This is a genomic window from Rummeliibacillus suwonensis (assembly GCF_007896435.1).
Taxonomy (GTDB): domain Bacteria; phylum Bacillota; class Bacilli; order Bacillales_A; family Planococcaceae; genus Rummeliibacillus; species Rummeliibacillus suwonensis.
Genome location: NZ_VCBL01000001.1, coordinates 1,309,100 through 1,322,533, shown reverse-complemented (window position 1 = coordinate 1,322,533; position 13,434 = coordinate 1,309,100). Strand labels below are relative to the sequence as shown.

The window sequence follows — 13,434 nt, the reverse complement described above, 5'->3', positions numbered from 1 at the left end:
AAATAAAATGTTTTTACCAAAATTGTACCACTAAAGTATACATATTTATAATAAGTATATTTTAAGTATACATATTTTTATTGGGGTATTCTCTAGCCTTTTATTTAAGAGGTGAGATTGATGTCAGAATTATTAACCCTGATCGGGGAAAAATTAAGATTGTATAGAGAAGCAAAAGGGTTATCTCAAGAACAATTATCTGGAATGACTGGTATAAGTCGACCACGAATTTCAAATATTGAATGTGGAAAAGTCAATATGAAATTAGAAACACTTGAAAATATCATGGATGCATTAGAGATCCATCCTAATGATTTATTTAATATTAGTAAGCTTGCTGGTAAAACTGAAATTAAAGAAAAACAAACCCTCTTGTATTTACATAATTCCGTTTTACGGGAAAGAGAATTAGATGAGATTAAATATATAGTAGATATAACTACAAAATTCTTAGATACTATAGATGAAAAAAAGAAAAAAAAATAAAAGTAGCTATAATTACCCTGAAGTTATCATAGTGTTTTACCTTGATCATGGTACCTGTCCTCTATACAAGTTAAATCGCATGTATCATAAATTTACTATTTGAAATAGTATTTAATGCTTTTTTACCATTTTTATTTGATGAAATTTAATTTGCATAAGCAACAGTCACCAATGCTAGAAGCTGGTCATATGAAGTTGCGGAGGATAGATGAACCTTAAAACGTTCCGAGGATTATCGTGGATTCATACAAATTTTGTAGAAAAATCCTTATTTCATATCAGTAATTAAAATAAAGCTTCACCCAATGGGAGATTTTCTTCGTTCCCCATTGGGTGTTGTTAGTTGAAGCGATTAAAAAGAAATTTTTTTAGCAATGATCTATTACCAATTAATGTAGGATAAAATAGAGAATGATGATGTTTATCATAAATACATAGCCTAGAATGAATATATTTCTATCTAAAACATTGATATGCCCAAATATTACTTCTACTTACAGTTCTAAAACTCCAACGATTTCTTCTGTTGCTCCATCGATAGCCAATTAGTTGATCTCTTGTTACTACAATCGGATAAAACCAGAAATTTCCACCTTCAATTGTCCATATATACGTATTGGAGAATAGACAGGAACTTATACCGATAGAGCCTTGTTGCCAAGAAGGTCTTGATGGCGCAAATCTTGGTGGTGCAATCGTAGGCATTTGTCCTGTTGGCGGTGGTCCCCCTGGTGGTAATCCCCCTCCTGGTGCTCCTCCCGGTGGTCCAAATGGTGGTAGTCCCCCTGGTGCTCCTCCTGGTGGCCCAAATGGTGGTAGTCCCCCTCCTGGCACTCCTCCTGGTGGCAATGTTGGCCTCCAGAAGTTTTGCCCTCCTGGTCCAGATTGTGGTGAAGTCAATTAAATCCCTCCTTTCATCATAAGGTAATATATGTAGAAATAGGTGATTGTTCCTCAGCCATAGCCCGTGTTGGTCAAATAACATAAGCTCCCCCACAAATTGAATCAACAACGGTTTCAGATAACCGCTAAAGTAAATTTTTTTTGATAAATAAAGTGAAAGTTTATAATAGAGGTTTTATTCTCCCTACTGATGTTAGTTGAATCAATCAGGCTTTTACAGGCAGTTCATCCGCCTTTACTTGAATCCTAACTTTGCTTTTTTAGTTAAACCCTTATATAGGGGTTTCTTACTGCCTGTTTATGCGGGATAAATCGTAAATGGTAAAAAGTTATCTCCATTTTTTAGTGGTATCATATCCTAATATTGACGACTAAATTTGAAGGTGGCGGTTTTTTGTTTATTTATGTCGTACAAAGCGGTGATTCCATCTTTTCCATTGCGAACAAATATCGTGTAACCATGGATAGTATTAGAATTACCAATGGTTTATCATCCGATCAAATCGTTCCTGGTCAAGATTTACTTATTCCAACAGATCAATATATTGTTCAGCCCGGCGATTCACTATACGTTATTTCTCAAATGGCTATGGTACCTATTGAACGGATCAAAGCTTATAATGGTCTCCAGTCAAATGCCCTGACCATTGGTATGCAACTATATCTTCCTCCAAGAAGCAGATACAACGCGTATAGCTTTGGCTATATATATCCTACTACCCCTGAAAACGATCAATTGATTACAAGTACGTATGCACCACTGAATACTTACTTTGGTATTTTTGAACATCATGTAAATGTTAATGGAGATTTAAGCCCATTGGACGATCAAAGAATCGTGAATCTATCTAGACAAAACTTTGTGGCACCAATAGCTGTTATCACTAATCTCACAAGTACTGGTTTTAACCCCTATATCGTGCAACAAGTCTTATCATCTCCAACGATAAGACAAAGATTAATCGATAATATTGACGAATTATTAAGGAGCAGAAACTATGCTGGAGTGAATATTGATTTTGAACTGGTTCCTGCTGAAGAAAGAGATCATTTTACAACTTTTTTAAGAGAATTACGAAATCGCATAAAACCAGCAGGATACTCCATTTCAGTAGCTTTGCCATTCAAAACGAGTGATGATAGCCCTTCTTGGAATAGAGGGTATGATTATAGAGGCATCGGTTCTGCTGTCGATTTCGTCTTCCTGATGGCATACGATTGGCACGAAGCAAGTAGCCAGCCCGGTCCTGTAGCACCGATCAACGAAGTAAGAAAAACTGTTAACTATGCGATTCAGACGATGGGAGCAAACAAAGTGATTCTTGGTGTACCGCGCTACGGCTATGATTGGACAATGTCTAATGGAACATCTGTAAGTGCTAAAGCTATTTCCGTTGCAGATGCATACAAAACTGCCATGAGCCATAATGTGCCAATCTCTTATTCTGCTGAATACCAACAACCATTCTTTACTTACTGGGATGATATGGGGAGAAGACACGTAGTTTGGTTTGAAGATGCCAGAGGACTTGCTCAAAAGCTCCAACTTATTACGGATCATCGATTAAGAGGCATCGGATCTTGGCATCTTGGATTACCATTTACACAATTTGCGGTCTTGTTAAGAGAGTTCTTCAATATTAGGAGAATATTATAAGGTAGCTTCATTTTTAAGGAATACCCAGAGTGTTGATTATCCAATTTCCCTCACAAAATATAGTTGTGTTCGTTGATTTCCGCTACGACCTGCTCGCTTTCCTGTGGGCGAACGCTGAGGGCAACAGGAGTTGGTCACGGAGTCATTGCCACAGGACGTTGGCGCCCTTAGACTCCGTTCCTTAATTGCTGCGCTGCAAGGTCTCAACTGTTCCTTCTCCCGCGGGACATCGAATGGACTTCCTGAATCCACACCACACGAAGGAAATGCGCATGCATTTTCAAGGACTCAAGCAAGCCGTAGCGAAGATCTACATAAATGGAGCTAAAAATACCTGTCTTTTTAGAATTACGCCAAATTTATCACCTATTCTTTCCTAATGAATACACCTGAAGGAATATCCTTTAAGCTTAGCTTTGGGATATTCCTTTCTTTATGGATATAGAAGGTGGATTTGATGGTCGCAGACAATTGATCCACTCTTCTTTTTTTAACGGATATATTTGATCAAATCGTTCAAAAATTCATATATGAAATAACCCGCAAAAATAAATAATAGTCCTCCTGCAACGATAGAACTCCATTTGATCATATTTTTACTCATTACTTTTCTTGTTGTTGCAACAATTGAAAGTAACCCAATATCATGCACTAAAATACCTGATAATACACCAACTGCTGCAATGATAAAACTTCCAGAATGTGTCGACTTATATGATTCTGAAAGGACGGCTCCAAAAACAGATACCCAGAATACCAAATTTCCTGGAGAAACTGCAACTAGTATTCCATTTTTATATGTACTCCAAAAAGACTTTGTTGGTTTTTCACCAGCTAATGTTATGTCATGATCTGCATTTTTGATCGAATCATAGCCTAGCAGAGCTAAAAAACATGCACCAATAATCCATAGTGGCATCTGGACATATGGTAATGACAATACAGAGGCGAGCCCAAAATATAAAGCGAATATTAAAGTAAGATCGATTGTCATTCCTCCTAATCCAACTGCCCAACCGTGGATAAAACCGTTTTTTAGGCCTTGTTTTGTCATTTCAACTGTAATTGCACCGATAGGTAAAGCAATTGCCAGTCCAACTAATAAATATTTAATATAAATTTCCAACTAAATCCCCTTTTCCTTTTACTTTGCCAAACAATCTTTCTCTCAATATGATATATGAAATATTCAACATTCCCATATTCAACAAAAGCTTGTCTTCTCATTTTCAGTATTATTATGCTTAAAAATGTATAATAAGTCAATATAGTCATTAAGTGAAACTTCCGTCCATAAAGTTTTCTCCCCTCCATACAGAAAGAATGAAAGTCAGAGACAAGACGTCAAGCTTCCGGACAAAATTTTAAATAATAGAATTCTAATGTTTTGCATTTAATAGATGAAATCTTTTAAGATGAAGATGGTGGAAATGAGAAATTGAACCAGTATAAATAGCAGTGAAAAAAGTCATACAATATGCCGTTCCCTAAAAATAAGATTTTTAAACACTGAAAAAATCACCACTATACTGGTTCTGCTGCTTTCCGCTCATGAACTATTATGAAAGCGAAGGAGGAAATTTCTTATGGCAATTGATCATCAACTAAAAGTACAACTTGGAAAGTCTGGTTTATATGTAAATCCAATCGGACTGGGTACGAATGCTGTCGGCGGACATAATCTATATCCAAATTTAGATGAAGAGGCTGGTAAAAAACTAGTTTCAGAAGGCATTGAACATGGCGTAAACTTTATTGATACTGCATTTATCTACGGAGTAGGCCGTTCAGAAGAATTAGTCGGCGAAGTCATCAAAGAAAGCGGAAAACGTCAAGATATTATTTTAGCAACAAAAGGAGCCCATGTTGTAAACAATGATGGACACATTACTTTTGATAATTCCCCCGCCTTTTTACAAGATGCAGTAGAGAGCAGTTTGCGTCGTTTAAATACCGATTATATAGATCTTTTTTATATCCATTTCCCAGATGAAAAAACACCAAAATACGAAGCCGTAGGTGCTCTAAAAGAATTAAAAGATGAAGGCAAAATTCGAGCAATCGGTGTTTCAAACTTCTCCCCTGAGCAACTAAAAGAAGCCAATCAAGATGGCTATGTAGATGTTTTTCAGGGCGAATATAATTTGATTAATCGTAGTGCAGAACAAAACTATTTCCCATACATGATTGAAAACCAACTGTCTTTTGTTCCATACTTTCCATTAGCCGCAGGAATTCTTGCTGGTAAATATACAAAAGATACTAAATTTAACGATTTGCGCGCAAAAATGCCTCATCTACAAGGTGAAGCGTTCATCGCAAATCTCGCAAAAGTTGAAAAGCTTCGTGAAATTGCTCATTCAAAAGGTGTTGAAGTCCAACATATCGTATTGACTTGGTATTTAACACAACCAGCTATTGATGTAGTTATACCTGGTGCAAAACGTGCTGATCAAGTATTAAATAATCTAAAAACATTGGAAGTACAACTGACAGCCGATGAAATCGCATTAATCGATCAAATTTTTTCTTAATACTACTGCTAAAAAGCAGAATTTGCATTTTATCCTAGCAAATTCTGCATTTTATCCCGCTTTAACGGGCAGTAAGACCCCCATCTCAAGATATAGAGAGAAACGAAAAAGATAGAAGGGGGATCAACTGCCCGTAAAAGTCCGATTGGTTCGGGCGGGCAGGATGTTGGTCCCTCAGGTGATGCCACAGGACGTGGCGCTTTTAACCTGAGTTCTTCTATTTCAGCGGGGGATGAAGAAAACCCCCACTGATGGAGTTTCACTTTATTTTAAACATAACAATTGCTCAATCATAATATCTGACAAATGACGAATAGATACTTTATAATGCCAGTAAGAGTTAAATTAGGAGCAGAATATATGGTCAAACTATTCAAAATATTACTATTAATAATCGTCATTTTTGTTGGATATAGAGTTAGTCAAGAGTTAAAAGATAATCCAAAATTAGTAGAGCAAATAACGACAGCCAGCCAAGATGTAAAAGATGAAGCGCTTAAAACCATCAAAAAACTTCAGAAACAAAAAGAAATCGCTGAAGAACAGCCTAAAGAAATAAAAGTGGATGAATTAGGAATACCTAAGATGACTGACAAGGCCAAAATGACGTTGGCCAGTGAATATCATAAAAAGTGGCGTGTATACGAAGATCATTACCAAAACTTTACCTTACTACTCCCCAATAATGATGGAGGTTATATCGCTGGAAAAAATCGTACAATATTTGGAGCCACCACAGGTAAAACAACTTTCAACACATTAAAACAAAAACTGGGAACACCACTTTCACAAATCCAAAAAGGAAACATAGTTTATGAACTTTCTCAAGACCAAGAACAATTGGTCTATCATATAGATGGTTATTTTGTCACCTTCTTTTTTGACCAACATAATCATTATAAACTCCGTTCCGTTCAGTATATAAAGAAAAATATTGAAATGCAGAAAAAAGGATATTATGGACAAGCTAGTCGTGAGTTAAGAGCTGCATATGAAACGTTGATGGTTGAGCTTATCAACGAAAGTCGTGTTGAATTTGGGCTAAAACCGTTAACTTACGATAAAGGTCTAACAGGACAAGCCCGACAACATAGCCAAGATATGATAGACAATCACTACTTCTCACACACCGGCAGTGATGGCAGCCAACCTTATACTAGAATGCAAGCTGCAGGTTATAAGGAGCAAATGTATGCTGAAAATATTGCTTACGGTCAATACAGCAGTATCTATGCTCATGAAGGTTTAATGAATAGCCTTGGTCATAGGGAGAACATCTTAAATCCAAAGCTAACACATGTTGGCGTTGGTGTAGCATTCGATGCCAATAATGTTCCCTATTATACGATTAATTTCTATAGACCATTTTAAATTCTACTTTATAGGAGTTTCCAATCAGGCTTTTGTGGGTAGTTGATCTTTACTTTTTCCTTGCATCTAAGGGATCTTACTGCCGTTCATGAAAAAAACACTATAGAAAACTAAAAAATTCCCAAGTTTCCTATAGTGTAAAGCTACAGTATTGATAGCTATTCAAAAAGTACTCTCAATCTATTTGAATAAGAAAGAAATCATCAAAAGATTATATTTTTTTCTTGTCCAAGCTCCTTTGGTACCATTGTTTCTAATAAATAATTATCTTCTTCATATATTATTTTCTTCAACTCAATGCCAAAGTATTCTTTCATTTGTGGCTCAGTCATTACCTCACGTACTTTACCATGAATCACTTTCTTCTTCTTGGCTGTCATCAATACATGATTAGCTAGATAAAAGGCATGATTGGGATAATGCGTATTAATGATACAAGAGATTCCGTGTTCAGTTGATAATTTTTTGATGGTTTGTAGAATAATGATTTGTTTCTGGATATCTAAATGCGATTCTGGTTCATCTAAAATTAATACTTCCGGATCTGATACTAGTGTCCGAGCAATCAAAGCCAATTGTAATTCTCCACCACTTACCTCATTGCATGATTTTTTCGCTAAATGTAAAATACCAACAGCTTCTAATGACTTATAGGCGGCTTCATAATCTTTTTTACTTGGTTTCGCCAACATGCTGATATAGGGTGCACGTCCCATTACTACTAAATCCTCGATCGTGAAGCCAAATATCATTTTATGTGCCTGAGGAACATAGCCAATTCTTTTCCAAATCTCTTTTCGACTATAGCTTTTTAATGGTTTATCATCAATGAAAGTTTGACCTTTTTTCCACTCCAACAACCCTGTAATACACTTTAGCATCGTTGTCTTCCCCGCACCATTCGGTCCAAGTATAGCCATTATTTCTCCATTATTTAACGTGAAGTTTATATCTGTTTCATATAGATTTGGTCGTTGTTCTCTCTTATGGTCATAATAATAGTTGCCATCTTGTACTTCAATCTTCATGACCAACCGCCTCCTGTTTTTCGTAATAATATAGCGAAGAAAGGAGCTCCAATAATGGCTGTCAGTATAGACAAAGGAATTTCGGTAGCCGTAATGGAACGAGCAACGGTATCAATAAGCAATAAATAAACCGCTCCAATTGAAACAGACACTGGTAACACATGCTGATTATTATTTCCAACTAGCATACGCGCAACATGTGGAATGATCAACCCCACCCAACCAACGATTCCTGCTACTGCTACAGATGCAGCCGTAATCAACGTTGCGCCGAAAATAACGGTCCACTTCAACCGAGTCAGGGGAATTCCCAGTGATTTTGCTTCATCATCTGGTAATGTAAGTAAATTAATGCGCCAGCGCAATATATATAAAATAATCATACCAATGATAATAATTGGACCACCGATTATTAAATCATGATAAGATGCTGTTCCTAAGCTCCCCATTAAAAAGTAAGTAATGGCTGGCAATTTGTCTTCTGGATCTGCTACAAACTTTGTCAGTGAAACCAATGCTTGAAACAATGCTGAAGTTACTACACCAGCTAATACATACATAAAGAGTGGAGAATCTTTTTTGTATCCAGCAATCATGAATGTAAAACCAATAGCACATAGTCCAAATATTAATGCAAAAAATTGTGCGATAAAACCCGTATTGAACAATAATATTCCTAAGGAAGCACCAAATCCAGCTCCTGCAGAAACACCTAAAATATCAGGCGACACCAATGGATTGGCGAACATTCCTTGAAAACTAGCACCTGCAATGGATAATCCCCCACCGATCAAAATAGCCAATAAAATTCGAGGTAATCGAATATTCATCACTACGGTTTCTTCCATATTTGACCAAGTTTTAGGAAGGGGAAAAACATGTGAAAACAAAATTTTCAGAATCTCAGGCAAGTCAATGGTATATCGACCAATTCCTAAGGAAACAAGTGCCACAACAATTGGAAGAATCCAACATAAAGCGATTGTCCATTTTTTCATTTATAGTCATTCCCTATTCAATTACTGTAGTGCTGAATCAGAGGATGGGTGAAGAATTTTTTCAGCTTCGTCATCTGATACATCATAAGAATAAAAATCTTTATAATAATTCTTTATTTCTGTTTTCATATCATAAGTAAATAAATCAGGATAATTTTTTTGTGCCATCCATTTCAACATTAATGGTGCATCCCCATTTGGTGGGAACCAACGGTAAATTCCGACTGGCGTTTTATAAACTTTCCCCTCTTGAACTGCTTTTACTTGGCTCCAATCTTGCCCAGCAATTTTATTTTTTAATAAATCCTCTGGTTGTGTAGCCGTAAAATCGGTAATGTAGATGACATCTGGATTCCATTTATAAATTTGTTCCATATTCACTTCTTTTGTTCCCACGATATCTTTTTGTGCCACATCTTTCGCCCCAGTAGCGTTTAACCACTGATTACCAAAGAAATTATTTCCAGCTACCACAATGGAATCTTTTGAATGATTGAACAATACCATTGCGCGTGGTTTTTCAGATTCCTTTACTTTACTTAATTTTTCATTTAACTCATTTTGAACTTGTTTACCTTCATCTAAAAATCGGTCCGTGCGTTCTGTCGTTCCAGTAATATCACTAATCACTTTCAACCAACTATTAAAGGTTCCCATTGGCTCCGTATTTTTTACTGCGTCAATTGCCTTGATCCCCATAACAGGAATTCCTGTAGTCTCAACCTTTTTAATCGTTTTTTCATCAGCTGTGCCTTCAAAGTATATTTGAGGATCTATTTTCATTAATTCTTCTACATTAACTTCACCATTTTTGACAAACGATGTATCAGCTTTTAAAACATCTGGAGAAATTTTTGCTAAAATCGAATTTTTAGCAGCACTATATGAATTTGGATGCATCCCTACTATTTCTTTGGTTGAATCTGTTGCAACATACCAAGTTGAATAGAATGGTAAGATTCCTCCTGTCACAATGCGATCGACTTTAGTTGGGATTTTAACATCACGTCCTAACTGATCCTGTACAACTTTTTCTTCTTGAGTTGTTGCTTTATCTTTAGAATCTGTTGCATTGTTTGTTGCGTCGTTTGAACCACAGCCAGCTGTTAAAGCAGCGATTAGTGCTGTAGTTGCTAATAATGTTAATCTCGATTTTTTCATTTTTTCTCACCTCTATACCATTTTGCAAATCTATATGGAAGATTATATAGATTCAATCGAGCAATACCCCGCTCTAAAACACCGTTTTGGAAACTTATATATGGATATATGAATACACAATTGATTTCAAATGACCCCTGCTTTCTTGAATTATTTTAAATGATAACGATTCTCATTATAGTTGATAATTATTTTCGATTCAATGAGATTGATTATCATTTATAAATTTTCGACATAATTCGACAAAAAATAAAACACAAAGCACGAAAATGATGTAAAAACGCTTTCAAACCATCAATTATGTATCAAAAATAATGTTTGATTATTAAATAATGTCTTGTATAATGGGGGATGTGTTTTAAATGATTATCATTATCATTTACAAGGAGGATAAAATGAATAAAAAATTAACGATTTTAAAACTGGATCCTATGCATGCGTTTGGAGAAAGCAGTCGACATTCAGAAAAAACTTGGAAAGAAATTGATCAATATGACTTGGATCAACAAGATTTATCAAATATAGATGTTCTTGTTATCTCGAATTTTGTCGATCAAGAATATTTATTAAAACAGAAAAACATCATTGAAAATTTTCTAGCTGATCAAAAAATTGTTGTTTTTTGTGGGCATCTTTTTAGAATGTGGTTGCCAGGGGTTTCACCGTTTATCCCTGAAAGAGTTCAGACTTTTTCCGATTATGAAGTTTTTACGACTAACAATGATTCTGGTATTTTCGATGGTGTTACAACTGGAGATATGACTTATAACAAAGGGGTTGCAGGATTTTTTGCTCGCGGTTATCATCCAGTTTCCCATGATGTAGAGGTATTATTGCGTTTTAAAAGTGGACATCCTGTAACATATATTGATCGCAGTAGTAGTGCCGGAACAATCCTTGTTCATGCGGGAAGAGATTTATTGGGTTATAGTTCGAATCATAAAACAACTGGTAGAATTCCCGATCAACTTTATACATGGTTAGAAAGAGAGGTACAAACTCATGCGTAAAATAGGCGTTGTCTATAGTGGAAATGATGTTCACTATAAAACTTTTCATGAACCTAAATTCAATCAATATATCCACAAGTTAATCTATTTACCTGAATTTCAAAATACATCTTTAGATGAACTGGATGTTTTAGTCGTCCCTTCACAATTGCATAAACAATTATTATTAGAAGCTGCTCCTAAAATCCATGCATTTGCTAACGAAGGGAAAATCGTCGTTGCCCTTGGTCCACAACCATGGAATTGGCTACCAAATCAAAAATGGGAGGAACGACCAACAAACTTTTGGTGGTGGCTTGAAAAAAATGCAAAAAGCGGACTTATTGCGAATCTTCCTGAACATGAATTTTTCAACTATATCCCGCTTGAAAATGCAACTTGGCATCAGCATGGTGTATTTTGGCCTCCTGAAGGATGTGAAAAGATTATTACTGCTGAGGATGGTGGCGCATTCTTATATATAGATCGTATTTCAACAAAAGGAACTTGGATCATTACAACTTTAGATCCTGATTATCATTTTGGCTCCTATTTTATGCCAGCAACTGAACGCTTTCTGGAAGGATTCTTTCCCTATTTAGCCATTGGTAATATATAACATACAGAGTGAAATTTCATCCATCATTATATATTCGTTGAGCCAAGCAAACCTTTACAACAGTTGATCCCAAATCCCCATTCGCTTGTTATATACATCTTAAAGTAAGGGCTTACACATTGTTAATATGAGAAAAAAACTCGGCATTTCCTTCGCAATGGAAATGCCGAGTTTTTTAATGTAATTTTAAAAATAGACCAACGATCGAATAAATAATAACTGTTGAAAAAAGAATCGTCATATGAAACAGTGAATAGACAAAAAGTAATGTTGCCCATTTCTTTGGTTCCTTTTTATGATAACCGTAAATATTCATCACAAGCCATGCAATACTTAGCAACAAGGCAACTAACATTAATCCTTTACTCAACGTACCTAGCAAAAAACAACTAGCAGTTAATAGAACCAAATAGATATTCGTTGTAATATAAGTTCGTTTCATCCCTTTTACAACTGGTAACATCGGAACATTCGCTACACGATAATCGTCTTGCTTTCTAATAGCGATCGCATAAAAATGAGGCATTTGCCAGATTAACGTAATGACAAATAATCCCAAGACCGCAGGATGCATAATATTCGGGTGAATTGCGGCCCAGCCGATTAACGGTGGCATCGCACCAGAAATACTACCGACTTCTGTATTATACACAGTATGTCTTTTAGTCCAAATCGTATATGGAAAGACATAAAAGAAAAGACCTGCAAATCCAAGTAACGATGCTAATGGCGATGCTATATAAAGAGCTATTAATCCAATTATCATAGAACCGATTCCAATGATCCATACATATATGATTTTGATATCCCCTGTTACAGTCGGGCGTTTTTTCGTACGCTGCATAATGGCATCAATATCTCTATCGTATAAATTATTAAAAGCACCTGCAGCAGCTATTACAAATGCTGCACCAATAATCGCACAAATAATATCAAGCCATCGATCGAATGGATTTAACTCATACGTATAAAGTGCTAGCGTTAAACCGGCCACCATCGGAATAAGATTTGATTTTATAATGCCTGTCTTGACTGTCATCGCTACTATTTTTGACATTGATGGCTTCGATACAGTGACAGCTGTATCTTGTGATGCTTGATCTCGTTTTGTGTCACTACCCATTATTTCGTTTTTCATTCCTTTTCATAGCAAGAGCGCCACTATATTATAACAACTAATTGATAAAATTTCATATTTAATGTTTCAATTGTTGAATCTATTTAAAGCAAAGTGCTATCAAATCGCTTGGCAATATCCATCCTATTTTTTCCTTATCAAAAGGCTCATCAACGCAACTTAGGGCTGATTGCGCTCTATCAATATACTTTCTAGGGGGCGTCATATGAGCCGCTTTAGTTTAGGGCAACAGGACATTGGTCACAGAGTCGTTGCCACAGGACACGGTCTTAGACTCCGTTCTTTCAATTGCTCGCTTCAAGGTCGCATCTGGTCGCTAACCTCTAGGGTCGCATTGGTTCCGCTTCAGTCCATTTACACTACATAAACTATCAATCTCGACTTTTGAGAAGAGCCTATCAAAAGCGCTTGAACACAAATATTCATGTAGCCAAAAACAACAACAATACTTTGATCATATCAAATCTTAAGTAGAATATAAATAATTACATAATCATGTCACAATAATGACATGATTTTCTCGTTTTCCTTTATTTAGGGATATACAAGA

Annotated in this window: 13 protein-coding genes; 7 read left to right on the top strand and 6 right to left on the bottom strand. The window is 35.9% G+C overall.

Annotated features, from left to right (window positions below; all coding sequences use genetic code 11):
• Nucleotides 1-120: 120 nt before the first annotated feature.
• The gene (locus tag FEU33_RS06150; protein ID WP_146548530.1) at nt 121-486 is read left to right on the top strand and encodes a helix-turn-helix domain-containing protein; all 366 of its coding nucleotides are present in this window, start codon (nt 121-123) and stop codon (nt 484-486) included.
• A 456-nt stretch (nt 487-942) separates the two neighbouring features.
• On the opposite strand, the gene FEU33_RS18715 is transcribed toward FEU33_RS06150, so the two are convergent.
• On the bottom strand, nt 943-1,386 hold the full coding sequence (locus tag FEU33_RS18715) for a hypothetical protein (protein WP_186731332.1): 444 nt from the start codon (nt 1,384-1,386) through the stop codon (nt 943-945).
• A 397-nt stretch (nt 1,387-1,783) separates the two neighbouring features.
• On the opposite strand from FEU33_RS18715, the gene FEU33_RS06140 reads away from it, so the two are divergent.
• Complete coding sequence (locus FEU33_RS06140) at nt 1,784-3,046, top strand: glycosyl hydrolase family 18 protein (RefSeq protein WP_146548528.1); 1,263 nt, start codon at nt 1,784-1,786, stop codon at nt 3,044-3,046.
• A 490-nt stretch (nt 3,047-3,536) separates the two neighbouring features.
• Here FEU33_RS06140 and FEU33_RS06135 read toward each other — a convergent pair whose 3' ends face one another.
• Nucleotides 3,537-4,172: a LysE family translocator gene (locus FEU33_RS06135; RefSeq protein ID WP_146548527.1), complete on the bottom strand. Its 636-nt coding sequence runs from the start codon at nt 4,170-4,172 to the stop codon at nt 3,537-3,539.
• Nucleotides 4,173-4,632: 460 nt separating this feature from the next.
• Between FEU33_RS06135 and FEU33_RS06130 the strand changes: the two genes are divergently transcribed.
• Together FEU33_RS06130 and FEU33_RS06125 are read left to right on the top strand one after the other, a co-directional pair.
• Nucleotides 4,633-5,580, top strand: coding sequence for an aldo/keto reductase (locus FEU33_RS06130; RefSeq protein WP_146548526.1), 948 nt, complete (start codon nt 4,633-4,635; stop codon nt 5,578-5,580).
• 360 nt (nt 5,581-5,940) lie between these two features.
• Entirely contained in the window at nt 5,941-6,951 is a 1,011-nt protein-coding gene (locus tag FEU33_RS06125) for a CAP domain-containing protein (protein WP_146548525.1), read from the top strand.
• Nucleotides 6,952-7,154: 203 nt separating this feature from the next.
• Here FEU33_RS06125 and FEU33_RS06120 read toward each other — a convergent pair whose 3' ends face one another.
• The 3 genes from FEU33_RS06120 to FEU33_RS06110 are packed head-to-tail and all read right to left on the bottom strand — an operon-like array spanning nt 7,155 to nt 10,138.
• Nucleotides 7,155-7,979 (bottom strand): ABC transporter ATP-binding protein, encoded by an 825-nt coding sequence (locus tag FEU33_RS06120; RefSeq protein WP_146548524.1) that lies wholly within the window; start codon nt 7,977-7,979, stop codon nt 7,155-7,157.
• The gene (locus FEU33_RS06115; protein WP_146548523.1) at nt 7,976-8,977 is read right to left on the bottom strand and encodes a FecCD family ABC transporter permease; all 1,002 of its coding nucleotides are present in this window, start codon (nt 8,975-8,977) and stop codon (nt 7,976-7,978) included. Before FEU33_RS06115 ends, FEU33_RS06120 begins: the two co-directional genes overlap by 4 nt.
• A 21-nt stretch (nt 8,978-8,998) precedes the next feature.
• Complete coding sequence (locus FEU33_RS06110) at nt 8,999-10,138, bottom strand: ABC transporter substrate-binding protein (protein WP_146548522.1); 1,140 nt, start codon at nt 10,136-10,138, stop codon at nt 8,999-9,001.
• Between the two features lie 395 nt (nt 10,139-10,533).
• On the opposite strand from FEU33_RS06110, the gene FEU33_RS06105 reads away from it, so the two are divergent.
• Complete coding sequence (locus FEU33_RS06105; RefSeq protein ID WP_146548521.1) at nt 10,534-11,148, top strand: hypothetical protein; 615 nt, start codon at nt 10,534-10,536, stop codon at nt 11,146-11,148.
• Nucleotides 11,141-11,746 (top strand): hypothetical protein, encoded by a 606-nt coding sequence (locus FEU33_RS06100; protein ID WP_146548520.1) that lies wholly within the window; start codon nt 11,141-11,143, stop codon nt 11,744-11,746. Before FEU33_RS06105 ends, FEU33_RS06100 begins: the two co-directional genes overlap by 8 nt.
• Nucleotides 11,747-11,921: 175 nt before the next feature.
• Here FEU33_RS06100 and cyoE read toward each other — a convergent pair whose 3' ends face one another.
• Nucleotides 11,922-12,869, bottom strand: a complete 948-nt coding sequence (gene cyoE, locus FEU33_RS06095) for a heme o synthase (RefSeq protein ID WP_146549915.1) — start codon at nt 12,867-12,869, stop codon at nt 11,922-11,924.
• A gap of 220 nt (nt 12,870-13,089) precedes the next feature.
• Here cyoE and FEU33_RS18710 point away from each other — a divergent pair, with 220 nt between their 5' ends.
• A complete protein-coding gene (locus FEU33_RS18710; protein WP_186731331.1) occupies nt 13,090-13,251 on the top strand; it encodes a hypothetical protein in 162 nt (53 codons plus the stop codon).
• The last annotated feature ends 183 nt before the right edge of the window (nt 13,252-13,434 follow it).